25 protein-coding genes and 7 tRNA genes are annotated in these 24,064 nt (G+C 55.6%); 10 read left to right on the top strand and 22 right to left on the bottom strand.

Features of this window, described 5'->3' with window-relative positions:
- Nucleotides 1-28: 28 nt before the first annotated feature.
- The 18 genes from BQ4436_RS10350 to BQ4436_RS10265 form a co-directional block, all read right to left on the bottom strand.
- A complete protein-coding gene (locus BQ4436_RS10350; RefSeq protein WP_071572671.1) occupies nucleotides 29-1,618 on the bottom strand; it encodes an ABC transporter substrate-binding protein in 1,590 nt (529 codons plus the stop codon).
- An 11-nt stretch (nucleotides 1,619-1,629) separates the two neighbouring features.
- Entirely contained in the window at nucleotides 1,630-2,802 is a 1,173-nt protein-coding gene (gene secF / locus BQ4436_RS10345) for a protein translocase subunit SecF (RefSeq protein ID WP_070976801.1), read from the bottom strand.
- A gap of 2 nt (nucleotides 2,803-2,804) precedes the next feature.
- Nucleotides 2,805-4,631 carry a protein translocase subunit SecD gene (gene secD / locus BQ4436_RS10340; RefSeq protein ID WP_083329542.1) on the bottom strand — a complete coding sequence of 609 codons (1,827 nt, stop codon included), beginning with the start codon at nucleotides 4,629-4,631 and terminating at the stop codon, nucleotides 2,805-2,807.
- 160 nt (nucleotides 4,632-4,791) lie between these two features.
- A complete protein-coding gene (yajC, locus tag BQ4436_RS10335; RefSeq protein ID WP_070362376.1) occupies nucleotides 4,792-5,100 on the bottom strand; it encodes a preprotein translocase subunit YajC in 309 nt (102 codons plus the stop codon).
- Between the two features lie 24 nt (nucleotides 5,101-5,124).
- The gene (gene ruvB / locus BQ4436_RS10330; RefSeq protein ID WP_070977183.1) at nucleotides 5,125-6,204 is read right to left on the bottom strand and encodes a Holliday junction branch migration DNA helicase RuvB; all 1,080 of its coding nucleotides are present in this window, start codon (nucleotides 6,202-6,204) and stop codon (nucleotides 5,125-5,127) included.
- Between the two features lie 9 nt (nucleotides 6,205-6,213).
- On the bottom strand, nucleotides 6,214-6,825 hold the full coding sequence (gene ruvA, locus BQ4436_RS10325; protein ID WP_070477015.1) for a Holliday junction branch migration protein RuvA: 612 nt from the start codon (nucleotides 6,823-6,825) through the stop codon (nucleotides 6,214-6,216).
- Between the two features lie 3 nt (nucleotides 6,826-6,828).
- On the bottom strand, nucleotides 6,829-7,359 hold the full coding sequence (gene ruvC / locus BQ4436_RS10320) for a crossover junction endodeoxyribonuclease RuvC (RefSeq protein ID WP_070362374.1): 531 nt from the start codon (nucleotides 7,357-7,359) through the stop codon (nucleotides 6,829-6,831).
- 106 nt (nucleotides 7,360-7,465) lie between these two features.
- On the bottom strand, nucleotides 7,466-8,218 hold the full coding sequence (locus tag BQ4436_RS10315) for a YebC/PmpR family DNA-binding transcriptional regulator (RefSeq protein WP_070362373.1): 753 nt from the start codon (nucleotides 8,216-8,218) through the stop codon (nucleotides 7,466-7,468).
- A gap of 103 nt (nucleotides 8,219-8,321) precedes the next feature.
- Nucleotides 8,322-8,774 carry a hypothetical protein gene (locus BQ4436_RS10310; RefSeq protein ID WP_070976797.1) on the bottom strand — a complete coding sequence of 151 codons (453 nt, stop codon included), beginning with the start codon at nucleotides 8,772-8,774 and terminating at the stop codon, nucleotides 8,322-8,324.
- Nucleotides 8,771-9,868 (bottom strand): glycosyltransferase family 4 protein, encoded by a 1,098-nt coding sequence (locus BQ4436_RS10305; RefSeq protein WP_070976794.1) that lies wholly within the window; start codon nucleotides 9,866-9,868, stop codon nucleotides 8,771-8,773. Before BQ4436_RS10305 ends, BQ4436_RS10310 begins: the two co-directional genes overlap by 4 nt.
- A 7-nt stretch (nucleotides 9,869-9,875) precedes the next feature.
- Nucleotides 9,876-10,766 carry a phosphatidylinositol mannoside acyltransferase gene (locus BQ4436_RS10300; RefSeq protein WP_070976791.1) on the bottom strand — a complete coding sequence of 297 codons (891 nt, stop codon included), beginning with the start codon at nucleotides 10,764-10,766 and terminating at the stop codon, nucleotides 9,876-9,878.
- 13 nt (nucleotides 10,767-10,779) lie between these two features.
- The gene (gene pgsA / locus BQ4436_RS10295) at nucleotides 10,780-11,433 is read right to left on the bottom strand and encodes a phosphatidylinositol phosphate synthase (RefSeq protein ID WP_070362369.1); all 654 of its coding nucleotides are present in this window, start codon (nucleotides 11,431-11,433) and stop codon (nucleotides 10,780-10,782) included.
- A 4-nt stretch (nucleotides 11,434-11,437) separates the two neighbouring features.
- The gene (locus tag BQ4436_RS10290) at nucleotides 11,438-11,989 is read right to left on the bottom strand and encodes an ATP adenylyltransferase (RefSeq protein WP_070362368.1); all 552 of its coding nucleotides are present in this window, start codon (nucleotides 11,987-11,989) and stop codon (nucleotides 11,438-11,440) included.
- 20 nt (nucleotides 11,990-12,009) lie between these two features.
- Nucleotides 12,010-14,079 carry a threonine--tRNA ligase gene (gene thrS, locus BQ4436_RS10285; protein WP_070362367.1) on the bottom strand — a complete coding sequence of 690 codons (2,070 nt, stop codon included), beginning with the start codon at nucleotides 14,077-14,079 and terminating at the stop codon, nucleotides 12,010-12,012.
- Nucleotides 14,080-14,207: 128 nt separating this feature from the next.
- Complete coding sequence (locus BQ4436_RS10280; RefSeq protein ID WP_070477010.1) at nucleotides 14,208-15,422, bottom strand: Dyp-type peroxidase; 1,215 nt, start codon at nucleotides 15,420-15,422, stop codon at nucleotides 14,208-14,210.
- 15 nt (nucleotides 15,423-15,437) lie between these two features.
- Nucleotides 15,438-16,067 (bottom strand): copper chaperone PCu(A)C, encoded by a 630-nt coding sequence (locus BQ4436_RS10275; RefSeq protein WP_070362365.1) that lies wholly within the window; start codon nucleotides 16,065-16,067, stop codon nucleotides 15,438-15,440.
- 42 nt (nucleotides 16,068-16,109) lie between these two features.
- Nucleotides 16,110-16,682, bottom strand: a complete 573-nt coding sequence (locus tag BQ4436_RS10270; RefSeq protein ID WP_070362364.1) for a copper resistance CopC family protein — start codon at nucleotides 16,680-16,682, stop codon at nucleotides 16,110-16,112.
- Between the two features lie 132 nt (nucleotides 16,683-16,814).
- Nucleotides 16,815-16,886 (bottom strand) — tRNA-Val (locus tag BQ4436_RS10265).
- A 211-nt stretch (nucleotides 16,887-17,097) separates the two neighbouring features.
- On the opposite strand from BQ4436_RS10265, the gene BQ4436_RS10260 reads away from it, so the two are divergent.
- The 6 genes from BQ4436_RS10260 (at nucleotide 17,098) to BQ4436_RS10235 (ending at nucleotide 17,659) form a co-directional block, all read left to right on the top strand.
- Nucleotides 17,098-17,173, top strand: a tRNA-Gly gene (locus tag BQ4436_RS10260).
- A gap of 18 nt (nucleotides 17,174-17,191) precedes the next feature.
- Nucleotides 17,192-17,263 (top strand) — tRNA-Val (locus tag BQ4436_RS10255).
- A gap of 32 nt (nucleotides 17,264-17,295) precedes the next feature.
- Nucleotides 17,296-17,371, top strand: a tRNA-Gly gene (locus BQ4436_RS10250).
- Nucleotides 17,372-17,400: 29 nt separating this feature from the next.
- Nucleotides 17,401-17,474: transfer RNA gene (locus BQ4436_RS10245), tRNA-Cys, on the top strand.
- Nucleotides 17,475-17,479: 5 nt separating this feature from the next.
- Nucleotides 17,480-17,551 (top strand) — tRNA-Val (locus BQ4436_RS10240).
- 32 nt (nucleotides 17,552-17,583) lie between these two features.
- Nucleotides 17,584-17,659: transfer RNA gene (locus BQ4436_RS10235), tRNA-Gly, on the top strand.
- A 108-nt stretch (nucleotides 17,660-17,767) separates the two neighbouring features.
- Here the strand turns inward: BQ4436_RS10235 and BQ4436_RS10230 are convergent.
- Genes BQ4436_RS10230 through BQ4436_RS12070 form a run of 3 tightly spaced genes read right to left on the bottom strand, consistent with a single transcriptional unit; the run spans nucleotide 17,768 to nucleotide 20,028 of the window.
- Complete coding sequence (locus BQ4436_RS10230; RefSeq protein WP_070976789.1) at nucleotides 17,768-18,742, bottom strand: asparagine synthase-related protein; 975 nt, start codon at nucleotides 18,740-18,742, stop codon at nucleotides 17,768-17,770.
- Entirely contained in the window at nucleotides 18,732-19,055 is a 324-nt protein-coding gene (locus tag BQ4436_RS10225) for a hypothetical protein (RefSeq protein ID WP_143000869.1), read from the bottom strand. The genes BQ4436_RS10230 and BQ4436_RS10225 overlap by 11 nt, the downstream gene beginning before the upstream one ends.
- Nucleotides 19,039-20,028, bottom strand: a complete 990-nt coding sequence (locus BQ4436_RS12070; protein WP_143000868.1) for a hypothetical protein — start codon at nucleotides 20,026-20,028, stop codon at nucleotides 19,039-19,041. The genes BQ4436_RS10225 and BQ4436_RS12070 overlap by 17 nt, the downstream gene beginning before the upstream one ends.
- A 50-nt stretch (nucleotides 20,029-20,078) precedes the next feature.
- Here BQ4436_RS12070 and BQ4436_RS10215 point away from each other — a divergent pair, with 50 nt between their 5' ends.
- Genes BQ4436_RS10215 through msrB form a run of 3 tightly spaced genes read left to right on the top strand, consistent with a single transcriptional unit; the run spans nucleotide 20,079 to nucleotide 22,532 of the window.
- Complete coding sequence (locus BQ4436_RS10215) at nucleotides 20,079-20,834, top strand: pyrimidine reductase family protein (protein WP_070479004.1); 756 nt, start codon at nucleotides 20,079-20,081, stop codon at nucleotides 20,832-20,834.
- Nucleotides 20,835-20,857: 23 nt separating this feature from the next.
- Entirely contained in the window at nucleotides 20,858-22,174 is a 1,317-nt protein-coding gene (locus BQ4436_RS10210; protein WP_255366190.1) for a glycosyltransferase family 87 protein, read from the top strand.
- Complete coding sequence (msrB, locus tag BQ4436_RS10205; RefSeq protein WP_070976779.1) at nucleotides 22,113-22,532, top strand: peptide-methionine (R)-S-oxide reductase MsrB; 420 nt, start codon at nucleotides 22,113-22,115, stop codon at nucleotides 22,530-22,532. Before BQ4436_RS10210 ends, msrB begins: the two co-directional genes overlap by 62 nt.
- A gap of 55 nt (nucleotides 22,533-22,587) precedes the next feature.
- Here msrB and hemQ read toward each other — a convergent pair whose 3' ends face one another.
- Complete coding sequence (gene hemQ, locus BQ4436_RS10200; protein ID WP_070976777.1) at nucleotides 22,588-23,289, bottom strand: hydrogen peroxide-dependent heme synthase; 702 nt, start codon at nucleotides 23,287-23,289, stop codon at nucleotides 22,588-22,590.
- A 189-nt stretch (nucleotides 23,290-23,478) separates the two neighbouring features.
- On the opposite strand from hemQ, the gene BQ4436_RS10195 reads away from it, so the two are divergent.
- Nucleotides 23,479-24,054, top strand: coding sequence for a DUF3000 domain-containing protein (locus BQ4436_RS10195; RefSeq protein WP_070362359.1), 576 nt, complete (start codon nucleotides 23,479-23,481; stop codon nucleotides 24,052-24,054).
- The last annotated feature ends 10 nt before the right edge of the window (nucleotides 24,055-24,064 follow it).

The following is a 24,064-nucleotide window of genomic DNA, read 5'->3' as shown; positions in this document are numbered from 1 at the left end:
GGGTTTCTCCTTGGATAGCTTTATTTCTTTACTCATCAACGGACCATCGATCCATATTCCAGCCAATTCCCGACAAGCCTGTGTACATAACAACGTTTTCAACTCGCTGATCAATCGCGAACGAGCGAGGCTGTGCTGAAAGTGGCAGAATCGGAATCTCCCGCCAAAGCCAATTCTCTTGACTCCGCAATGCGTCGAGTTCCTGCACCCGATTGTTCGCAGCTGGGTACTCAACTTGAGAATCGATTGGCATCAAAAGCGCATCGACGGTGCCCTCTTTCTCTACGATCTGGCCTTGTTCGTCCATGGCATAGCCCGGCAACTCGGCCAACGTCGCTAGATTCTCCGACTGGTCGAGAACTTCAATACCCGCCGGTTCGCACTGTGCTCGGATCGTCTGAATCATTGCGGAGATCCGTGCCGACCGCATCGGCGTCGAGATCCGTAGAACACTGCCACTTGCTGCACGTGCCTTTTCGACGTCATACTCAGTTGCCGTCTCACCGACACTTTCAATTTTCGACGCCAGCGGGTCACTATGCGCAACTACTTGTACTGGAGCAGCTGCAACCTCTAGGCCCGACATCTTCGAGGAAGTTTGTGCGACTTCAGACGGATTCACACAGTGAGCAAGCGCCCTGCGCCGTTCTGGTTCTGCCCAGGGACCTGACTTGGCCATGACCAACGCGTCAGTGAGTTCCCCAACAACGCTGGTCACATCAACTGGTTCTCTCTCTGCGTTTACGTCGTACCAGTCTGGTGATGGTTCTTCGAGGTTGCCAATTTTCAATCCGCCGGAGGCAACTAGTTCACCGGAATCTGCATTCCCCGGCCAGACCACGATCTTCTGCAGCGCTGGAGCATCACCGTAATAGGAATCATTAGCGACGAGGACTACTTCGCCTTCTTTGCCAACACTCTCAATCTTGTACGGTCCGAACGATACTTGAAGTTCAGGATCGTACTGCTTCAGATCAAAACCGTAACGCCAAATATCTGCGATGCTTCGAAGGCTCATTGGGTCACGTGCAGTAAGCGCATCGACGAGCTCTTCCGCCGACATTCCGACACGCGCTGCAACTGCGTGTGACGGCAAAACTGTTCCGGGTTCAAAAAGATCGCGCCAACGGGCGCCACGGTTCTCCTTCATTGTGAGAGTGAAAGTTTTTGATCCGGGTTGACATGCCAATGTATCAGCGTCGTCGAAAAGAGGCATCCAAGAATCGAAGAGCTCTGGTAGCTTCCCAGCTGTGAACGTCAACAGGTAGTCATTACACGTTACTGGGGTATTGTCGGAGAACACTGCCGCATCGGAGATGGTGTAAATCACCTGACGCCTGTCGCCGGGCAGCACTTGCGTCTCTACCAAGTCGGTATTGGGGATCATTTGTCCGTTGGGCCCCGGAACGTAAACTCCGGGGTACAAACGACCAGATAGTTCTTGCGCCAGCGTCGAGTGCCCCTCAGCGCTACCCGCGTTCACTGTGACCAGTGGTGCTTGTACCTGATAGCCAAACTCTTCGCTATTAGAGTTCGACGCTGCACCACCGTCGGAACACGCCGTTGCGAGCAACACTACAGAAAAAGCAGCAACGGCGCGTGAAAATACGCTACTCATACTTGGTTTACCTAGCGTGTCGACGGCCGCCAAGTGCTCATTGCCGGCGATTCGTCTCCATCGCTGCCTTCCACAGCACTACGAACCGGTGTATCAACGGTGCGCTTTGGCTTTACAGTGGCTTCATCGTCGTGGTCGACGATCTCACCGGCGCGGTATTTCTCTACTTCAACGTTGTGTTCCTTGTAAGCGCGCTTGCGCTCCATAAGCGTTACCAGCAGCGGAGTCGCGAGGAATAGCGAGGAGAAGATACCTTCGATGACGCCGATCAGCTGGATCAAGGCGAGATCCCGGAGTGTACCCACACCGAGCATCCAAACTGCCACAATCATCAGCGCGACGATCGGGAGTGCAGAAATGACGGAAGTAGAAATCGAGCGCATGACCGTTTGATTCACTGCCAGGTTCGCTTCTTCAGCATAGGTAGAACGACGCGAGTCCAATACACCACTAGTGTTCTCCTTCACCTTGTCGAAGACGATCACGGTGTCATAAATGGAGAAGGTCAAAACGGTAAGCAGACCGATAATCATGGCTGGGGTAATTTCCAGCCCGAAGAGGGCATAGAACCCTACGATCAGTATGCCGTCAATGATCAATGCACCCATCGCCGCGATGGCCATCTCTCGTTGCAGGCGGACAGCCACGTACACGGCTGCAGCGACGAGGAAGACCAGCATCGCCATCAACATCCGCTTCGTGATGGTGTCACCCCACGATTCGGAAACAGTCGAATCACCAATTGCGTCGGCAGACACTTCCCCTTCAGCATTCTTGGTGTGATGCTTCTCAAAGATCGCCTGCCGCGCTTGGTCGATTTGTTCCTGGCTCAGATGCTCAGCATTAATCTCAAGTGTCCGGGCATCACCGGCACCAATAATCTGAGTCAGTTCAGGAGTGACGCCAGTCGCGTCGATAAATGTCTCCTCGACTTCTTCGGCAACGAGATCGTCGGCCGGCATCGAGAGTTTGGTACCGCCTTCGAAGTCGATACCAAGGTTGAATCCACGGACCAGCATCGCAAGCAGCGAGATAACTACCAGTGCCATGGTGATCCCGTACCAGAGCTTACGGCGACCGACGAAATCGATCGCCGCATCGCCGGTATACAGACGCTCCCAACGGCCGGGCTCCTTGACTGTTGGTACGACGGAAGCAACGGTTTCAATTTGCGATGACGACATTGCTACTTCACCTCAATACTTTCCGACGCGGCTTCTGCAGCCACGCCTTGATGAGCTTCCTCGCTCACTTCCTTGTCATGCTGCGCTGCAGCAAACACTTTGGTCATACCGTTGACAGCTGGCTTCGACCAGAACCGGGACCGGGAAGCGAACACCATGAGCGGAGCAGTGACCAAGAACGTCACTAGCAGGTCAAATACGGTCGTAAGGCCCATCGTGAATGCGAAGCCCTTCACATCGCCAACCGCAAGGAAGTAAATAATGACCGCGCCGATCAGGGTCACCATGTTACCGGTAATAATTGTATCTTTCGCTCGATCCCAGCCGGAGGCAGATGCAGAGCGGAAAGTCTTGCCCTTACGAACTTCGTCCTTGATGCGTTCGTAGATGACAACGAAGGAGTCCGCAGTAGTACCAATACCAATGATCAAACCGGCGACGCCGGAGAGGTCCAGCGAGTAGCCGATCCAGCGCCCCAGCAGAACTAGCGAGCCGTAAACGAGAAGACCCGCAAAGAAAAGCGTAGCCAGGGAAATAAGACCATAGAGCCGGTAGTAGAAGAACACGAAAATTGCGACCAAAATCAGACCGACAATGCCTGCATAGAAGCCAGCCTGCAAGGATGCCAGACCAAGTGACGGCGGCACTGTCATCGCAGTTCCACCAGGTTCGCCATTCTCACCCGCGAAAGAAAGCGGCAGCGCACCGTAACGCAGGTTGTTTGCGAGGCTCTCAGCTTCCTCCTGAGTGAAGTTGCCTGTAATAGAGGTTGCGGAACCGACTGGGGTTGCGCCCTGAATGACAGGTGCGGAGATAATTTGTGAGTCCAGTGTGATCGCGATCTGCTGCCCGATCATCTCACTCGTCAGCTGCGCCCAGGTAGACGAGCCATTAAACTCGCCTGCCTGGCTGAAAGCGAAGTTGATCTCCATCTGGCTCGACTGCGGGTTGAATCCACCAGTGATCGAGCGACCAGTGTCGATCTGTTCACCGGTGAGACGCGGGCCGTCCGTATCAGTAACGCCTGCGAGCAATGGCACCTCGCCGAGGAGCAGTACCTGGCCAGATGAAGGGTCACAGGCTACAAGTGGTGCTGCTTCGTCATCGGTCCCGGCCAATGGATCAGTAGGTTGCACGGCACACAACGCGCTCAGCATCGACATAGCAACGAATTGCTGGGTAGGGTCTTCAGACTGACGAGTAGCCTTGAGCATCTCAGCTTGGTCAGCCCTGCGCTCCGAGGACTCCACAGGGCCATTCGGCTCAGGCAACGGTTTCGCATCAATAGCAGGAATCTCAACGGTTTGCCCCTGTTCGGCAACCTGCTTCTTCACCTGATCGCCAATCGCCTTGGCTTGATCCGCGGTCAAAACCCCATACCGGATCCAATCGTTCGCGGTTTTTGCGAAGACCTCACCAATCGAATCCGCGGAAGGTGCAGGCGGTTGCATAACCGGACGGAACAGCAGCTGCGAGGTCTGCCCAATATTACGTACTTCCGATGTGTCGTCGCCCGCGGCAGTGATCACTAGGGTATTGCCGTCAACGACGACAGTCGCGCCGGAAACACCCATGCCGTTCACACGCTTCTCAAGAATGTTTCGCGCTTCGTCGAGCTGATCGCGAGTTGGCTCGTCTCCCTGCGGAACGAGGGTCACGCGAGTACCGCCCTGCAGGTCGATACCAAGCTTCGGGGTTGCGGACTTATCGCCCGTGAAAAATACTAATGAGTACACGCCAATGACGATGAGCGCAAAAAGCGCCAGCGCGCGCGCAGGCCACTTCCGCTTTGATCTCAACTCGCCGGAACGCTGAGTGTTCTTGGACACCGAGCTAACTCCTCTATTTCTACGTTATTTCACTGCCACACCCCGCTTTGCCCGAAACTTTGGGTAAAGCGGGGTGTGGTGCACATCGATTTATCGTACGTCATCAACTGTCATATCGGTAAAGACAGCTAGACAGCATTTGCCGTAACGCTGAGATGGACTATTCCGGACGTTGTTCCGAATCGTCTACTGTAGGTTCCTGAACCGCGGACTCGACCGCCTCTCGCTTCATAATTCCGGCGGTCTCCATCTTGACGACAACACCAGGGGCAATTTCAATTCGAAGCGTAGCGTTATCTGCGTCAACAACGTCTCCATGAAGGCCAGAAACCGTCACAACATGGTCACCGGGCTGAATAGAGGACTGCATCTCCTGTACCTGTTGCTGACGCTTCTTCTGGCTTCGCATCATCAAGATTGACGGAAGCATGAACACCAATAGGACGAGCAAAATAAGGATGATTTCCATAGCTCTATATTGACATACTCCCAATTATGTTGAAACGAGTGCCTGTCCTGGAGCATCCGGTGGCGGATCAATTCCAAGGTGCTGCCAGGCAGCCGCCGTAGCAACGCGGCCACGACCAGTTCGTGCCATCAATCCTGCTCGCACCAGGTAAGGCTCGCATACTTCTTCGACTGTAGACGGTTCCTCCCCTACAGCAATTGCCAGTGTATTGACGCCAACAGGTCCCCCACCGTGGCCACGAATGAGCGAATTCAGGACCGCTCTGTCGAGCCGATCAAGCCCGAGGTCGTCAACGTCAAACACCTCCAGCGCAGCACGCGCCGCCTGAATATCGATTCGTCCGCTGCCATGCACATCTGCCCAATCACGAACACGTCGCAGCAATCTATTCGCAATACGCGGAGTTCCCCGTGAACGTGAAGCGATTTCGACTGCTGCGTCCTTGTCGATCTCAACTTGCAAGATCTTCGCAGCACGTTCGACCACGTGCCTCAAGTCAGTAACCTCGTAAAACTCCATCTGTGCCGTAAAACCGAAACGATCCCGCAACGGACCAGTGAGCATACCAGCGCGAGTCGTTGCACCGACCAGGGTGAACGGTGGAATCTCAAGTGGAATTGACGTCGCCCCGGGCCCCTTTCCAACAATGACGTCAATACGGAAGTCCTCCATTGCCATATACAGCATTTCCTCCGCAGGCCGTGCAATACGGTGAATCTCATCGATAAAGAGGACATCGCCTTCCATAAGATTCGAAAGCATCGCAGCGAGGTCACCAGCACGTTCAAGCGCAGGGCCAGAGGTCATCCGCAAGGAAGTTCCGAGTTCCTGCGCGATGATCATCGCCATCGTTGTCTTTCCTAGCCCTGGCGGACCGGAAAGCAAGATGTGGTCCGGTGTGACGCTGCGTTGACTAGCACCCGCGAGTACAAGACTGAGCTGCTCACGCACTTTCGGCTGTCCGATGAACTCATCAAGCGACTTCGGACGAAGAGACCTCTCAATATCGTGTTCATCACTATGCGCATTGACGCTGACGGGAGCCCCATCGGGACGTGAAAGATCATCCGGCAACTGGAATACGGTTTTTTCAACATCTGACATGAACCCCACCTACTTTTTCGATAGCGTCTTCAGCGCTTCGCGCAACAGATTCGATGGATCAGTATCCGGTTGTTCCGCAACGAGAGGTTCGACGACAGTCCGTGCACTACGCTCGGTGAATCCAAGCCCAACCAGTGCTTCTACAATCTGCTCACTGATGCCTGAGTCTGAAGCAGCCGGAGCCGTTGCTCCGTGGCTCGCTTCGCTGCCCGTTTCAAACAAGCCGACAACCTTATCTTTCAGCTCCAACACGATTCGTTCTGCCATCTTCTTACCGACGCCAGGAATTGTTTGAATCTTCTTCGCATCACCGCTGGAAATCAATTCGGCCAGTTCCCCAGGCCCAAAGACTGCCAGTGCTGCCATCGCCAGCTTTGGCCCTAGCCCACTCACGGTTTGAAGCTTGTGAAACATAGACCGCGAGTCCTCATCCGCGAACCCATACAAGGTCATACCGTCATCGCGGACCACCAGACTGGTGACTACATCCGCATGCTCACCACGAGTTAGGCGACTGAGCGTTGGTGGCGTCGCTAAAAAGCGATACCCAACGCCCCCGCAGCCAATAACAGCATGATCGAGGCCAATCGAAAGGACGTCACCGTGGAGGGAATCAATCATGAACTAGTTCTTTCTCAGTTTTTCAATAGCGGAAGCTCGGGCAAGCAACGGGGCTCGCCAGCAATGGCAAACAGCGATGGCCAACGCGTCTGCAGCATCTGCTGGCTTTGGTGGCTCGCTCAGACCAAGAATACGTGTAATCATCGTAGTCATCTGTTTCTTATCAGCACGCCCATTACCAGAAACCGACTTTTTTACCTCTGAGGGCGTATACATGTGCACTGGTATATCGCGCTCTGCAGCGGCGAGGACCATTACCCCGACGGCGTGGGCAGTATGCATCACGGTGGAAACGTTACTGCGTTCGAAAATTCGCTCCATCGCAACCACGTCGGGCTTATACTCATCCATCCAGTCGCTTACCGACTTCGAGATCCGCAATAAACGCTCCGATAGTTCCACATCGGAAGGAGTGCGCGCTACACCGACGGCAATCGGTATGACCTGACGCCCTCTCCCCGCTTGAACTACCGAAAGGCCGCATCGGGTCAAACCAGGATCTATGCCCATTACCCTCAGACCTTGGAGGTTCACCGCGCTTCCTTCCGCCGAATATTGTACTGGCACATATGTTCTACCATAGTCTGAAAAAGAACCACCACTCGCCGCAACGAATGGTGGTTGAAAAACAGACTACGCCTTACAAGTCGAGCTCGGCTGCGATCTCGTCAGGAATAGACATGTTCGAGTACACATTCTGTACATCATCAGAGTCTTCGAGGGCATCAATCAGCTTCAGATTCTTTTCAGCAGCAGATGCATCCAGTTCAACTTCCACGTCAGCACGGAAGTCCTGCTCAGAGCCCTCAACCTCGATACCGGCCTCCACTAACGCCTCGCGGACTGCGGCAAGGTCGGTCGGCTGACAGGTAACTTCAAACTCTTCGCCAAGATCGTTAACTTCTTCTGCACCAGCGTCAAGTACCGCCATCAACACATCGTCCTCGGTGAGCTCCCCTTTCGCCACCGTGACGACACCGACGCGATTGAACATGTAGCCCACAGAGCCGGTTTCACCAAGATTACCGCCGTTCCTGGTCATTGCCGTACGAACCTCAGTCGCTGCTCGATTACGGTTATCCGTCAGGCACTCGATCAACAGAGCGACACCGTTCGGGCCGTACCCCTCGTACATCACCGACTCCCAGTCAGAGCCGCCGGCTTCCTCGCCCGATCCACGCTTACGCGCACGTTCGATGTTGTCGTTCGGGACCGACGCCTTCTTCGCCTTCTTGATCATGTCATCAAGCGTCGGGTTGCCTGCTGGATCGCCGCCACCAGTGCGAGCTGCAACCTCGATATCTTTGATCAGTTTCGCCCAGAGCTTGGAACGCTTTGCGTCGTTCGCGGCCTTCTTATGTTTAGTAGTAGCCCACTTTGAGTGGCCAGACATCCGGTATCCCTTCGCTTAAAACGGTTGACTATTGGTAATTGAACGTCAACCTACTATACGCCCGAACAGGTTGAGCTGCAGAACCGCGAGCAAGGTTCAGCCGCTAAAGGGAAAGCGAAGCGAAAGCTGGCAGGGCTGCGGTCCCACCCAATCGAAGAAGCCTTACGGCGGGCCGTAGCCGTAGCGAACGAACATCCCTGACAGCGTCGTTATAAAACCGCAGTGCAATTGCCACACGAGTATCTGCAGCGTCAATATCAGCGGGAAGCATCGTCCCTTGCCTCTCGATGTGTTTCCGCATTTCTTGTTCGGACTGAAGTCGTTCCTCTACGTCAACTGGAGTCAAACGCAATGATTCGATGATCCGGCACTCCTCGCGCATTTCCGGATACAGTGCGGCAATGACAGCACAGCGTTGGTCGAGCGCAGCTTGAAGTGCGTCGCGTGAACGGTCAAGACGGATATGGAGGCGGTGTAGCCGTTGCGCAGTGAAATATGCCCAGGCAAACAGCAACGTGATTACCGCTGCGAACACCACTAGGGCAATAGTTGTCATGCGAGTGTCACCTTCTCACCAACACTTACTGCTTCGTATACAGCCATAATCTGAGCAGTCACTGTCGACCAGTCATACTGCGCGGCTCGCAGTTGCCCTCTTCTGCCCATCTCCAGGCGCAAAGCAGCGTCGTCAATCAAAGCCTGTAACGCCTTTGTCAACTCGGCAACATCACCTACAGGAAAAAGAATCCCGGCAGGGTCAGGTGATTCTGCATCACATACCAGCGAAAAGGCCTCTAGATCACTGGCCACAACAGCGCAGCCCGCAGCCATCGCTTCCACGAGAATGATGCCAAACGATTCGCCCCCAGTGTTCGGAGCGACAAATATATCCGACGCCCCCAGCAATCTCGCCTTTTCCTCCTCGCTTACGCGACCGACGAAGTTCACTCCTGGAATCTGCCGAGGCTCCCCGCTTCCGATCACCGTGAGTTCGACTCGTCCTTCAAGGTGATCGAACGCTTCAAGAAGCAGCGTTAGCCCCTTTCTTGGCTCGTCGATACGCCCCAAGAATGCGATTCGAACAGGCCCGACGGAGCTCAACGGCGCTAGCTTCCGGGCGGCTACGAACTTCCGAGTGTCCACTCCGTTCGGGATAACGATTGGATCGGCCCCGATCTGTTCAACCTGCCACCTCCGAGCAAGCTCGCTTACCGCGATACCCCCGCGGATCTTTTCCAAATATTTCCGCAAGAACGGCAGTGCAAGCTGCAAAATGCGAGACCCAGTTGTAGACGTGTGGTATGTAGCGACGATCGGCCCCGAAGCCAACATAAGCGCTGCGAGCGAATAGCTAGGAGAATTGGGCTCATGGATGTGCAATACATCAAAGTCGCCATCACACAGGAATTCGCGAGTAGTCGTAAAAACTTTAGGGCCGAACGCCAGGCGCGCGACAGAGCCGTTATACGGAATAGGTAACGAACGCCCGCCTTTCTTTACAAACTCGGGAAGAGGCGTGTCATCACGCGCAGGCCCGAGCACTTTCACTTCATGCCCTTGGCGCAAAAGTGATGCAGCTAAGTCAAGGATGTGCGCTTGAACCCCGCCTGGTTCGTCGAAAGAATACGGGCACACGATACCAATTTTCATCCCTTCGCTACCTTTTCTTCCGGTCTGCGATCCAAAACGGCTGAAGCACATGCCAGTCTTGTGGGTGCTTTTTGATTCCGCGCTCAAACCAGCCCGCAAGCTTTTCCACTTTACCTTCTACGGAATCTGCAACAATCGGCGGCGATACGCTAGTCACCCACCCATCCATGCTGCCTGAACTCTCAAAGGCATTGTGTACTGCGAGCAGTGTCGCACCGGTTTTCTCCGCTAATACTGCCGGACCGGCGGGCATTGTCGTCTGCTCTCCAAAAAAAGCTACCGGCACCCCGTGCCCACCGAGATCACGATCTGCCAACAAACAGACAATCCCTTGTTTGTACAGAGCTTCCTCGAGGAGTTGCATTGGAGGTCTCGACGCACCACGCGAAGGAATCACCTGGATTCCTAACCCACGTCGAAATTCCAAAAACGCATCGTAGAGCTCTTCGGGCTCTACCCGCTCCGCGACCGTCGAAAAGCTCCCGTATCGGTGAGCAAGCCATGCACCCGCAAGATCCCAGTTCCCCGAGTGCGGCAACGCAAGCACTACGCCCTTGCCTTGTTGAATCGCATACTCCAGATGCTCAATCCCTTGTATCGATGCAGAGAATTGCTCATGAAACCGTTCATTCGAGATTACTTTCTGCAGGCAAAAGACCTCGAGCCAATACCGCATGTATGACCGCATCGAGTTCTTCACAAGCGAACGCGTGACGTTCTCAGGTCCAACCACACGCGAGAGATTCTTACGAAGTTGCTCCGGTAACTTGCCATTGCGAGAGTAAATGTCGGCAACGAACATCATCAGACAGTAGGCGATACTGTAAGGCAGCATTGATAGCAGCTTCCACCCCATCCAGTAGCTGCGATATACGCACTCATCCTTGAACGTTTGCATGCGCGCTTCGGTCCTAGCGCGACCCAAACGTTTTAGCTCCTGCTGGCGCGGCAATCTGCCGCTTTGATGCAGGATCCTTCGCTGCAATAACGAGTCGCTGCGCAACCGTATATATCGAGCCGAAAAACAGCAGCCAAAGCCCGCATTCAATGGCGTACGGCACACCGAAGCCTTCCAATCCCAGCGCGACAAGCGCGATGAGAAGACGCTCAGGCCGCTCAACCAGCCCGCCGACAATCTTGATACCCCCGGCCTCCGCGCGCGCCTTAACGTAACTAATCACCTGGGAGAGTACTAGTACCGCAAGGCAAACTGCGACATGCGCCGGAGAAGCTTGATCTACGTACACCAGCCAGAACACGATGGCACCGAAGAGCGCTCCGTCAGTAATCCTGTCACAACTTGCGTCAAGCGTAGCTCCGAAAGCAGTCCCTCCCCCGCGGAGACGGGCCATCGTGCCATCCACCATGTCAAAAGCCGCGAAAAGACCACTCAGAATAGCTGCCAAAACAAGATGGTCAGTTGGAATGAGCACGACGGCTACCAACACAGTGAGCGCTGTTCCACCAAGCGTTGTCCAATTCGGTGTTAGACCAGCTTTAAGCAATGCAGTGGCGACCGGTTCTACGACAACAGCAGCAGGCTTTCGTCCATGAACACTGAGCATCTGCCTACTCCCCTCCAGTCTGTTGAGCCGCCACTTCTTTCCAGCTCTCTGCTAATAGTTGGCGCGTTTCACGCAGCAGCTGCGGAAGCACCTTGGTGCCAGTGATGACTGTCATAAAATTTGAGTCCCCTGCCCACCTCGGGACCACATGCACGTGTAGGTGATCTCCGATAGAGCCTCCGGAGGCCCTGCCTAAATTCATGCCAACGTTTATCGCTTCGGGGTCTGATACCGCCTTGAGAGTTTTCACTGCGAGCGTTACGAACCTCATAAGCTCGGCTGATTCCCCCGCAGTCAGGGCTTCAATCTCCGCCACCTTACGGTACGGCACGACCAAAATATGCCCAGCGTTATACGGATAAAGGTTCAGCACCGCGTAGACGGTCTCCCCTCGAGCCACGATGAGCCCCTCTTCATCGCTCATCGAAGGAATCTGCACGAAAGGATCACTTGACCCCTTCTCATCGCGTGGCGTTGACGCGATGTACTTCGAACGGTACGGCGCCCAAAGACGCTGAAGTCTGTCTGGAGTACCAACTCCAATGTCCTCATACATTTCTGAGCGCCTCTCTACTTCTACTGGTCAGCCTGGCGCTGTTCAACCAGCTCTTTCGTTGGTTGTTCGTTGAACTTTTCGTCCACCCAGTTGGTGATAAGTTCGACAGCCTCGTCGACGCCGACTCCATTAATTTGGGTGCCGTCGAGGAAGCGGAAGCTTACAGCGTTTGCCTCTACATCACGCGCGCCAGCGAGCAGCATGAACGGAACCTTGTGAGTGGTGTGCGTCCGAATCTTCTTCTGCATCCTGTCATCGGAATGGTCGACCTCAGCTCGGATGCCGCGCGCCCGCAGCTGCTGGATGATGCCGTCAAGGTGTCCAGCGAAATCGTCAGCAACGGGGATACCTACAACCTGGTGCGGTGCCAGCCAAGCCGGGAATGCACCGGCGTAGTGCTCAAGCAGCACGCCGAAGAATCGCTCAATTGATCCAAAGAGTGCACGGTGAATCATGACTGGTCGCTTCTTGCTTCCGTCTGAGGATGTGTACTCAAGATCGAAACGCTCAGGCAGGTTGAAGTCGAGCTGAACCGTGGACATCTGCCAGGTACGACCGATGGCGTCGCGAGCCTGTACGGAAATCTTTGGACCGTAGAACGCTGCACCTGCTGGGTCCGGAACAAGCTCGAGCCCAGACTTGGTAGCAACTGATTCTAGGATGCTCGTTGAACGCTCCCAGATATCATCATCACCGATGTACTTCTCGGGATCCTTGGTGGACAACTCCAGGTAGAAATCATCAAGCCCATAGTCTCTGAGCAGAGAAATAATGAACTCCAACACACTCGTCAGCTCGTCTTCAAGCTGTTCCTCGGTGCAGTAGATATGGGCATCGTCCTGAGTAAAACCGCGTGCACGAGTCAGGCCATGCACCACGCCGGACTTCTCGTAGCGGTACACGGTACCAAACTCGAATAGTCGCAGCGGCAATTCACGGTACGAGCGTCCACGTGAATCGAAGATGAGGTTGTGCATAGGGCAGTTCATAGGCTTGACGTAGTAATCGACTGCCTGTTTGGTCACATTGCCTTCGTCGTCGGTCTCGCCGTCGAGCTGCATCGGTGGGTACATGCCGTCGGCGTACCAGTCCAGGTGGCCAGATTTTTCGAAAAGCTCACCCTTCGTCAAGTGTGGGGTGTTGACGAATGAATAGCCTGCCTCGAGGTGACGCTGGCGGGAGTGTTCCTCCATCACCATCCGGATAATTCCTCCATCCGGGTGGAATACTGGCAAACCAGACCCAACTTCCTCCGGGAAGGAGAAAAGATCGAGCTCATTGCCAAGACGACGGTGGTCACGCTTCTCTGCTTCTGCAAGCATCAACATGTGCTCATCGAGCTTTTCTTTCGACTCCCAGGCGGTGCCGTAAATACGCTGCAACCCGGCGTTATTCTGGTTGCCACGCCAGTACGCAGCTGACGAACGTGTCAGTGCGAACGCCGGAATGTACTTAGTAGTTGGCACGTGAGGCCCGCGGCACAGATCGCGCCACTCGACTTCATTCGTCCGTGGATTCACATTGTCGTAGTGGGTGAGCTCTCCGTGACCGACTTCAGTAGCTTCGTCCGAGTCAGGGTCCACGTTTCCCTTGTCCTGCACGAGTTCAAGCTTGTACGGCTCATCAGCTAGGTCCTCTGCTGCCGCTTCAGCCGACGGATAGACTCCACGAACAAACTTCTGGCCCTGCTTGATGATCTTCTTCATGCGGCGCTCGAGCAGCTTCAAGTCTTCTGGTGTGAACGGTTCAGCCGCGTCGAAGTCGTAGTAGAAGCCACCCTCAATGGCTGGCCCAATTCCTAACTTCGTCCCCGGAAACTCAATCTGCACTGCTTGCGCCAACACGTGAGCACACGAGTGGCGAATCACGGACCGACCCAGCTCAGTGTTCGCGGTGACTGGAGTTACTGTGGTGTCTACATCCGGCGTAAATGACAGGTCCTTCAACGACCCGTCTTCAGACTGCACGCAGACAACCGCCTCCGGGCCCTTATTCGGCAGCGACAATTCGCGCATCGCAACCCCGGCAGGAGTGTTCGCCGGGACCGTGAAAGCCTGGGCTGCAAGGTGGGTTTGGTCGTTATTCGTCATGTTCGTGCGCTCCTTTGCGCTTCAATGAGGTACGTCATACCTGGACGCACCCAGCTGGATTCGTACAAGCTCGCCGGAACCTTTAAATATTGAGGTCGGCAAACATGGCAAAAATCATACCGCGTTCACTACGCGAGTAGTGACTCGGCCCAGAAACTCGGAGCACCATCTTGCGCCTGCGTGCCCGGTGGTATCCAGTACACCGCCGAACCAATGTGCGTGATCCATTCATTCAGTCGGTCAGCCTCATCGAGCCTTTTGAGGACCGGAGTGAATTGCGTATCTGGGTTTTCCTGAAATGCAATGAACACTAAGCCAGCGTTGGACAGCTGTTCCTGCCCAGGCTCAGGCGGCAAATTGTAGTTATAAGGGCGCCGTTTAAATTTCTGCTCTGGGTGCCCTTCAGGCGCCATTGACCTGGCAACGTGCGAGTTTCTATCGACCTTTGGCAGGCCATATTCGTCCCGCGCTTCCAGATCTACCGGAGTGAACTCTTCGCCGCCCGAAAGGGGTGCTCCGTTGTCTAGCCTGCGCCCGACGGCCTCTTCACGGGATGTCCGGTCGAGCATTTCCCAGGTGTCAAGGTTCATCGCTATTCGACGAACCACCATCGACGTTCCACCTTCAAACTCTGCAGCGCCTTTTGCCCACACCTGGGCGTCGTATTCCTCATCAGTGTGAGGGTTTACCGTGCCATCAATCTGTCCAAAGAGATTCCGTGGCGTGGTTCCTTCGCGGTGTACAGCAGGGTTATTCATGAACCCTTGCTGCACCCACGCGGTAGCTACATAATCGACGCCAGCTCGCACCATATGACGCATCGCCCATGCGCACATCAGTGGGTCATCTGAGCAAATCTGCAACACCACGTCAGTCTGGCCCCAGTTCCGTGAAAGCTCGTCTCGCGAGAGCGCCGGAATGTCGTGGAGCCACGACGGTTTGCTCTCAGGCGCGGCGATATCAAAAAACTTCTCTCCCAACCCCACGGTAATGGTGAGGTTTGCGGGGTGTTCCGTCATCTCTGGTTCCAGGCTTGCCAACGGGTTTTCGCCGGCTGTCAACGCACGGGCATCCTCAGTCCACAGTCGCATCAATCGAACAATCGCAGGCTTATCGACGCCATCTTTAAAATTGAAACCAATCAGATTTAGTGAGGACTGTTGAGGCGTCGAAATGCCTGCCTGGTGTATGCCGTCAAACGGAACCGTTGCTGTGGCAAGGTCTATCGCAGGCTCTTGCTGAGCATTCACCACAGCATCGCGGCTTTCCGCGCAAGCTGTGGCTGCCCCGGCGGCAGCAACACTCAGAGTCCCGGCGAGAAAATGACGACGGTTGACAGGCATTCGACTTTCCTTCAATTAGTGGTTGTGGCCTTCACCCATGGACCCATGTTGGTGCCCCTGGAGCTCCCCGTGCTCACCATAGTCTTCGTCACCCGGAAGCATAGAGCGAACGGCTACGTCTGGAATCTGCTCCTCGGTTCCGTCGGCGAACTCAAGCGTTACATCGACCACGTCGCCTGCCGGAATTGCAGGGTCGAAGCCCATGATCATGAAGTGGTCACCGCCAGGCTTGAGCTCATATGTCCCACCGGCGGGGATCTCGATGCCGCCTTCTTTCTCGCGCATGACTCCATCTACCACCTCGTGGATCTCGTAGGTGGCGTCGCCAAGTGACGTAGTGAAGCCAACGATGTGAATGTCCTTGTCAGAGGTGTTGTGCAGCGTACCGAAGAACCCGGTCATGGACTTTCCGCCTTCCGCACCGGCTTCTGCTTTCGCACGAATAGCCGCGGACTCAACGCGGATATCACCTTCGCCCTGAAGCTTGTCATTGTCTGGAGCAGCAGTCGTAGTGGACTCCACGGTTGTTGTCTCTGCAGCGGTTGGCGCAGATGTCGACGGGTTTTCCTGCGATGGCGAGCAAGCCGTCAGGGCAAGAGCGGCGACACCAAGTGCCGAAATAGCTGCAGTGCAAATGTTTTTCATATTTCTCCTTAGTCGTTGCTAAAAACTTGTGTATGTACTGGCTCAATCTTTGCTCAAGGAGCCGCGACGCAGTAAAAGTGCCGTTACAGCACCGAAAAGAAGCAGGATTAGTCCGCCGACAAAAAGCCAGCTAAAGGAACTGGATGAAGAACCGCTCACTTCTCCGGTTGGCACGGAATCTTCCATAGTTTCATCGACAACTTGTGAACCTTCCGGCGCATATGTAAACGTTGTCATCCCTTTAGTGGCGTGCCCGTCTGAAGAGACAATCTGAAATCCGATCCGGTACTCTCCTGGCACTTTGTCACCAGATTCGCGAACTTTCTCTGGAAGTTCAAGGGACACAAATCGTCCGTCGAGCACTGGCTCTCCAGTAAAGAGGATCTCGTTGTCCGATACCCGCGACAGCGCGAACGTGTTGAAGCCTTCCTGGGGTTGACCCGAGAACTCCAACGACAGCTCTTTCGGAAACTCGGCTACCACGGACCCGTTTGATGGATCTCCCCCAATAACGGCATCATGTGCCTCCGCTGATCCGGCCAACGCAGAAGCTACACATACGGCACTCAATATAGCCCATGCCGTTCGCTGTACCCTTTGTCCTGCTTTGGACATTCGGATCCCTCCTACAAAATGAACTGACTTTAAACCAGTACAACATTAGTCGTAACGAATGGCGGATTAGTTCCCCAGCATGCCCAGTGCCGGACCATAGAAAGCGAAAATGCCCGCAAGGCGGGCATTCAGTGGTCCTAGCTGGGATCGAACCAGCGACCTTTCCGGTGTGAACGGAACGCTCTTCCACTGAGCCATAGGACCGAACGCGAACTACTTTACACCCCCTCCACTCCTTCAACGAATCCGCAGTACAGCAACACTTTCACCGAGTAACAGCAATTTCCCTGCCAACCCAGCGCCTCACCATCGTACGCACCTGCCAAGACTGGCCCTGTGCTGGCGATTTGGAAAACTAAGAGCTAACAGATAATGTTTGTTCACGCACAACGGAGGTACCACTTCCGGAGAGCATGCGGATGTAGCGCAGTTGGTAGCGCATCACCTTGCCAAGGTGAGGGTCGCGAGTTCGAGTCTCGTCATCCGCTCCAAGTGTCTTTAGACACTCTGCGCGATTAGCTCAGCGGTAGAGCACTACCTCGACACGGTAGGGGTCACTGGTTCGATCCCAGTATCGCGCACAGAGTCGCACAGCTCTTTTCAAAATGTGCATGCGGATGTAGCGCAGTTGGTAGCGCATCACCTTGCCAAGGTGAGGGTCGCGAGTTCGAGTCTCGTCATCCGCTCCAAGTACTTTCAGTACTTCGGAGGTACTCACGGTGGATTGGTCGAGTGGTTAGGCAACGGTCTGCAAAACCGTGTACACGGGTTCGATTCCCGTATCCACCTCCAACCTCGCGCGATTAGCTCAGCGGTAGAGCACTACCTCGACACGGTAGGGGTCACTGGTTCGATCCCAGTATCGCGCACAGAGCCGCACAGCTCTTTTCAAAATGTGCATGCGGATGTAGCGCAGTTGGTAGCGCATCACCTTGCCAAGGTGAGGGTCGCGAGTTCGAGTCTCGTCATCCGCTCCACATAGGCTCACGCCCTCGGGATTCCCGAGGGCGTGAGTTTTCTCATATCGGTTGGACGCCGCGGTTTCAGTGTGCCTTGGCCCACATATATCTAGGGACGGGGGCCTCCTACTCACCGCGCGCCTGGGTTTTCAGCTGTTCGAGGAACATGCGAGCCACCGTAAACTCCAACGGTTCCCTCATCGGGTCGGAGTACGTCTTCTCCCCCGCCCGGCGCGTCAGCTGTTCCCGTACGAGCGTGACAATGGCGTCTACGCCTCCTGATGAGACTTGCATCGGGTTTTTCGTGGTCTGCACGAGTTCCGGACTGATTCCCATGTCTGCAGCGATGCGACGGAAGAGCGCCTTGTCTTGTGCGATGTCGGCCCCACGGATGACTCGTGGGTGGATGCGCAGTGCGAGGTCGACTGCCTCGTGTGTCTGCCAAACCTGAATGTGGCGCTCGGGGTCTGCGATGAGGCGCTCGTAGAAGTCCGGGATGAAACGTTGCCTGGTGAAGTTTGCCTTGATCCCTCGGCGTACCTGGTCATCCCAAAGTTGGAGGTAATTGTTGGCTGCTGTATCGATGGTTTTTCCGCCGAGAAACAGTGCGTCCGCACCTGCCCCTGTGATGAGTGCGCCGTCGGCATGATACTCCTGCCTGTACGTGTCGATGGCTACCAAAATGGCCCCAGAGAGCACTTCCCAAGGTTCCACGGTGTCGAGGCGCTCGATGGTTTCCTTGAGCAGCGTCTCCAGCGCTTCCCCGCGTGGGGCGACGACGTGATGCTCGAAGCCGAGTGCGCGGGCCACCTCACTCGCCACCTTGGTCTCCTCCGCTGCCTGTTGCGAGGAGTCTTGGCTGAACGTCACCGCGAGGACGTCGGTACGCAGTTGGGCGAGCACCGCGGCGATGAGGATCGAGTCGACGCCGCCGGAGAGCATGAGAGTGGGGCGCCCCGGCCAGCGCCCGAGCACCGCTGTGAGGCGTGCACGCAGGTAGTCGACGACAGCGTGTTTAGCTGGCGCATATTCGGTGATCTCGTATGTACCTGGCTCGATGCTGCGCTCGTCGGCGACGTATTCGCAGCCTTTATCCGTCACAGCCAATTTTCGTCCTTTCCTCAAGCGCTGCAATTCGCTGCTGCAGCTCTCGTATTTGTTTCCGTCGCGTTTTCATCACCACCGGTTCGGCGTGCGTATGGCGGTAGACCGCCACGTGCACCATCCAGGAGAATGCGCCCAGGATGACCCCGGCGGTAAGGATCAGGCCGAAGCGTTCAAAGGTTCCAATCTGTTCTAGCCCTGCGAGCGAGATGTTGAAAGACAGCACCCCAATGACAGCGAGGAAGACAGACAGAATCTCTATGCTCCGTAAGAGACTGTTGCGTGACTCTGCTTCAATCCTCTCCGACATCCGCTCTACTTCGGCGCCGACGTACGCAAGCTCTGCATCTACACGTCCTTGAATGGAGTTTTGTACCTGCCGTTCGGTGGCAATCATCATCCGGTAGGAGACGAACTCCCCGTGCAGCGCTGTGGCATCCGCGGGGTAGGTTCTTAATGGCCATCTGCACAGAGTGAAGTGCCTCGGCGTAAAAGTCGTCCCGGGAACGAACCGTGTGTCCCGAGAACACGTCGGAGCGTGGTGCTGCTTCGATGGCTGCCATGCGGCGGTATCCCTCGGCACGCCGGTAGTGCGCGATGTAGTCGTTTGGCGAGTGATAGCGCAAGATTGCCTCAGAGAAGGCGAGTATTTGCTCCCCATACTCGGTGTCTGGGTAGAGCCACAACCCGTGGAGCATGAGATGTTTGAGCTTCAGTGGCACTTGTTCCAGCTGAGAAACGGCATGCTCGTTCCCGTCGCTGGGTGGGGCTCCCACGGCGTCGAAGACGTGCTGCGGGTCAATCCTACGACCCGAGAGCAGCCTGGCGAAGGTGAGAAAAACCTGGTTGAGGTTGACGGTCACCGACAGGTTGTGGAAGCGCAGGGGCGCATCGTTCGCCATATCGAGTACGCGCCGGATGCCATCGTGGTCGAAGTTGAAGCGATGGAGTTGCAGCTCGATAAGGATGAGCGCGAACTCTGCAGTGCGAGACTGCCTTGCCCATTCCGGCAACAGCCGAAGCCATTCCTCGTTGTGCTCACCGAGGCAGCGCTCACGTGCCTTCCATGTTGCGTCGGTCACGGCGTTGAACATCGCTTCAAACGCATCGATTTCACGGTAGACGGTCTCACCGAACACCGCGTCTGCAAGTACGCAGACCTGCTGTTTCCAATCGGCATCTGCCACGTCTGGGTCAAAGAGCGCTGCGAAGAGCCGGTCAGGGTTCTCGCCACCTATCCATACCCGCTGCGCCTCTTCCACGAGCGGAAAACGATCGAGCACGTGCTGTCTCCTTTTAAAATCCTGGCAGTCAGATGTGTACGCTTGACGCCATGATAGACGCGAGCCGCACTTTCGAACCAGCTGAATTGCTGGGCACTGTGCTGCCCGCTTCAGTCCCGGAACTGCGTCTGCTTGCGGTCATGACACTTTCCGGCGCGGCCTCTCTCGATGGCACCTCCCGCTCCCTTGGCAACGCCATCGATGCCGCGCTGCTCAACCTGCTGCGTGTGTGGTCCGACGCTGTCTTAGTCGGTGGAGGCACCGCGCGGGCGGAAAACTACTTCGGAGTCAAGTGCACCGACGAGGACAAGGCCGAACGTCGGTCCCGCGGGCAGGCGGAGGTCCCACCGCTTGCGATCATCACCGAAAGCTTCGAGTTTGACGTGGACACACAGTTGTTTTACGACACGGAGGTGCCTCCGCTTTTCCTCGCTCCGGAGCACCACGTCGACGATCCGGAGCTCGCCGAGCGTCGAGAAGCACTCCTGCACGCGGGCGGCCGCATTCTGTCCACTGGCGATGGCACTGCACGCTCAATTATCGATGCCCTGCACGCCCAGGGCTTTAACCGCATCGTTTGCGAGGGCGGACCTGGACTCTACGACATGCTCCTGACTGCTGGGCTCGGTGACATTTTGCACCTGACCATCGACCCTACGTTGCAAGGCAAGGTAGAAAAGCCCCTCTTCGGCGGAGGTGGAGACTATGCCACCCCGCTCGAGCTCGAAGACGTGCGGGTGAGCGAGGACTCGACGATGTTCGTGCGCTACCGTCTGTGGGGCACTGCTGCTTCCCACGAGGGGTAACTGCATTCGGTACTGTTATGCAAGTGACGTACGCACAAGACACTCCCCCCGCCTGGGCGCAGCGCCTGAACAACATCTGGACCGCTCCTGCCCCACAGAATGGCTCGCACACCACAGCGGCAACGCGCACGCTACAAACCGCCGCTAACGCAGCTGCCTGGCCACTGGCACTTCTGCTCACCATCCACCGAGTTGCCGTTCTTGCAAGGCACGGCTCCCAGACCGACGACTTCACCACCGTGTGGGCTGCCACCCGTCGCTTTGTCGAGCGCGTCCCCGTCTACAACGAGGTGTATCACCACGTCGATCCGCACTATCTTTACAATCCTGGAGCTACGCTACTGCTCTCACCTTTGGGCCTGTTTGACGACGCCTCGCTGATCCGTCCACTCTTTGTTTTAGTAAACACCGCCGCCATTCTTGCGGCACTTGGAATCCTCACGAAGCTCAGTGGAAAACCGCTGAGCCACCCGCTGCTACCTATCAGCATCGTGCTCAGTTTCTGCACCGAGTCAGTTGTAAACACACTCGTCTTTTCGAACATCAATGGTGTATTGCTGCTCCTCTTTACCGTATTCCTCTATAGCTATACTCACAGGCGCTTTGTGTTAGCCGGCGTCTGCCTAGGCCTCGCCATACTGGTCAAGCCGATGTTTGCCCCCTTGGTGGTGTTGCCACTCATGCAACTCCGCTGGCGTTGCGTCGTACCGAGTGTCCTAGTTCCCGTGCTCTTCAACGTTGTCGCATGGCCAATGACACCGGGCGCCCGCGATTACATCGATGTCGTCGTCCCCTACCTAAAGATCACCCGCGACTATGCCAATTCATCGCTTGCCGGCTTCACGACTTACTTTGGACTTCCAGCGCAGTTCTACGACGCACTATTCGTCTTTTTCGGCATCACTGTCGCTATAGCGGTCCTAGGGCTTGCCCGCTGGCGCTGGTCAGACGAGCTCCTATGGCTCACGTTTAGCTCCACGGTGTTACTCGCGGGTGTATGTTTGCTCTCGTCCCTCGGCCAGGCTTACTACTCGATGATGCTCTTCCCGGCGGCTTTCACTGTACTTTCAGCACGAAGCCCAATGCACACCAGCGGCCCCTGGATCGGACTATTTTTCTGCCTTGCACCGTTACAATGGACGACACTTCGAAACCCTCTCATCGGGAACTGGATTACTACATTCCTCCCCACATTGGGTTGGGCTGTGTTCATCGTATCGACGGCCACCTGGGTACTCACAACAGTGTTCACAACAAAGAAAGGCGAAAGAGACCCTCATGACAGAGAATCGTTTTCAGCAGATGACGGAAGCAGAGTGGAAAGCTCACCTCGCCCCTGAGGAATTCCGTGTACTTCGGCAAGCCGGCACCGAAGCACCTGGAGTTGGTGAGTACACCGACCATTTCGAAGAAGGCATCTACGTGTGCCGTGCATGCGGCGCAGAGTTGTTCCGCTCTACAACGAAGTTCGACGCCCACTGCGGGTGGCCAGCGTTCTACGCTCCTGATAGCGAAGCCGCCGTCATCAAGCGAGCCGATTACTCTCTCGGAATGGTAAGAACTGAGGTGCTTTGCGCTCAATGCCATTCCCACCTGGGGCATGTATTCGAGGGTGAGGGTTTCAACACACCAACCGATCAGAGATACTGCATCAATTCAATTTCTCTGAAGTTTGATGCCCCAAGAAAGGACGATTAAAGAACTCCCCCAGCGCCGAGATGCGCTGAGGGAGTTTTTGATTTCGCAATGCCAGCTACGGCAGAACCTTTATGACGTCAGCAATGCTTGCGACGCGGCGACCGGTCTGGAACGGGATTTCTTCTCGGACGTGAAGGCGCGCTTCTGTGTAGCGCATCGTCTTCATAAGTGACTCAATACGCTCCAGCGTGTCCGCCTCGAACGAAAGCATCCACTCATAGTCGCCAAGGACAAAGGCCTCGACGGTGTTGGCACGAACGTCTGCATAGTCGCGTGCTGCCATGCCATGCTCCATTAGGATCTTGCGACGCTTCTCAGGCTCCATTACGTACCAGTCGTATGAACGAACGAATGGGTACACCGTAATCCAGTCCTTCGGATCCTCCCCCATGATGAAGCTCGGAAGATGCGACTTGTTGAACTCCGCAGGGCGGTGAATTCCATTACCGAGCCACGAAACCTCCAACAGCTGACCGAACGCGGTGTCACGGCGGAATCGCGCGAGTGCATCCTGGATGTACTCGAATTCCTCCGCATGCCACCAGATCATGAAGTCCGCGTCAGCCCGAATACCAGTGTTGTCATAGATACCACGTACGACAACTTTCCCTTCCTCTTTGAGCTGCTCAAAGAACTTTTCCGCTTCTGCGATAACTTCGTCGCGCTCGGTACCAAGTGCACCTGGGATCGCACGAAATACCGCGTACTGCAGGTAGCGCTGGGTTGCGTTCAGCTTTTCGTATTCAAGCTTCGCCATTTAAACTCTCCTTCTGAGATTCACGGAAACACGTTGGATGCCAAGGCGACCAACCGTCGCTATAAAAACATACATCAAACGAAAGTACTAGTTCAGTGTACACTTCGCTGCAAACGCTGAATCTTGCCAACCAATATACGGCGCGCCTCGCCCCCTCAAAGCCGCATCCTCATTAGCTTGGTTGGCGTGATGAACTCGGATACCACCTCCCCAAGCGAGAGCGCGTCGACTCCTGCGGAGTTCACCGCAGCGGTCGAATCGATGCATAAGGCTCAAGTGCGCCCAGAAATCTCCATCGGTACCATTCGGCCTCCTCAGCGGCCTGCACCGTTTAGCCACGCCGTTGGGCTTGAGGTTATCCAGACCAAGCCAGACCAAGGTGACGCGTTCGGTCGCCTCATCCTGCTTCATTCCCCCGACGCCGAAGAGGCCTGGGAGGGTTCAATGCGACTAGTCGCCTATATCCAGGCAGATATGGACGATGCTGTCGCGGCGGATCCACTTCTCCCCGATGTGGCATGGCAGTGGCTTAACGAGTCGCTCGATGGCAATGGGGCCGGGTTTACCAACCTTGGAGGTACGGTAACCTCCACAGCTTCCGTCCGCTACGGGGAGATTGGCGGCCCTCCGCGGGCGTACCAATTGGAGATGCGCGCATCTTGGACAGCTGAAGGAATTGATCTGTCATCACATGTGGAAGCGTTTGCAAATGTCCTCAGTTTAGTGGCGGGTCTGCCACCCGAAGGTGTGCGAACCATTTCGTAGCATTAGTATG

This window comes from Corynebacterium sp. MC3 (assembly GCF_900099485.1).
Taxonomy (GTDB): Bacteria; Actinomycetota; Actinomycetes; order Mycobacteriales; family Mycobacteriaceae; genus Corynebacterium; species Corynebacterium pseudogenitalium.
This window is presented reverse-complemented; position numbering and strand designations above follow the sequence as displayed.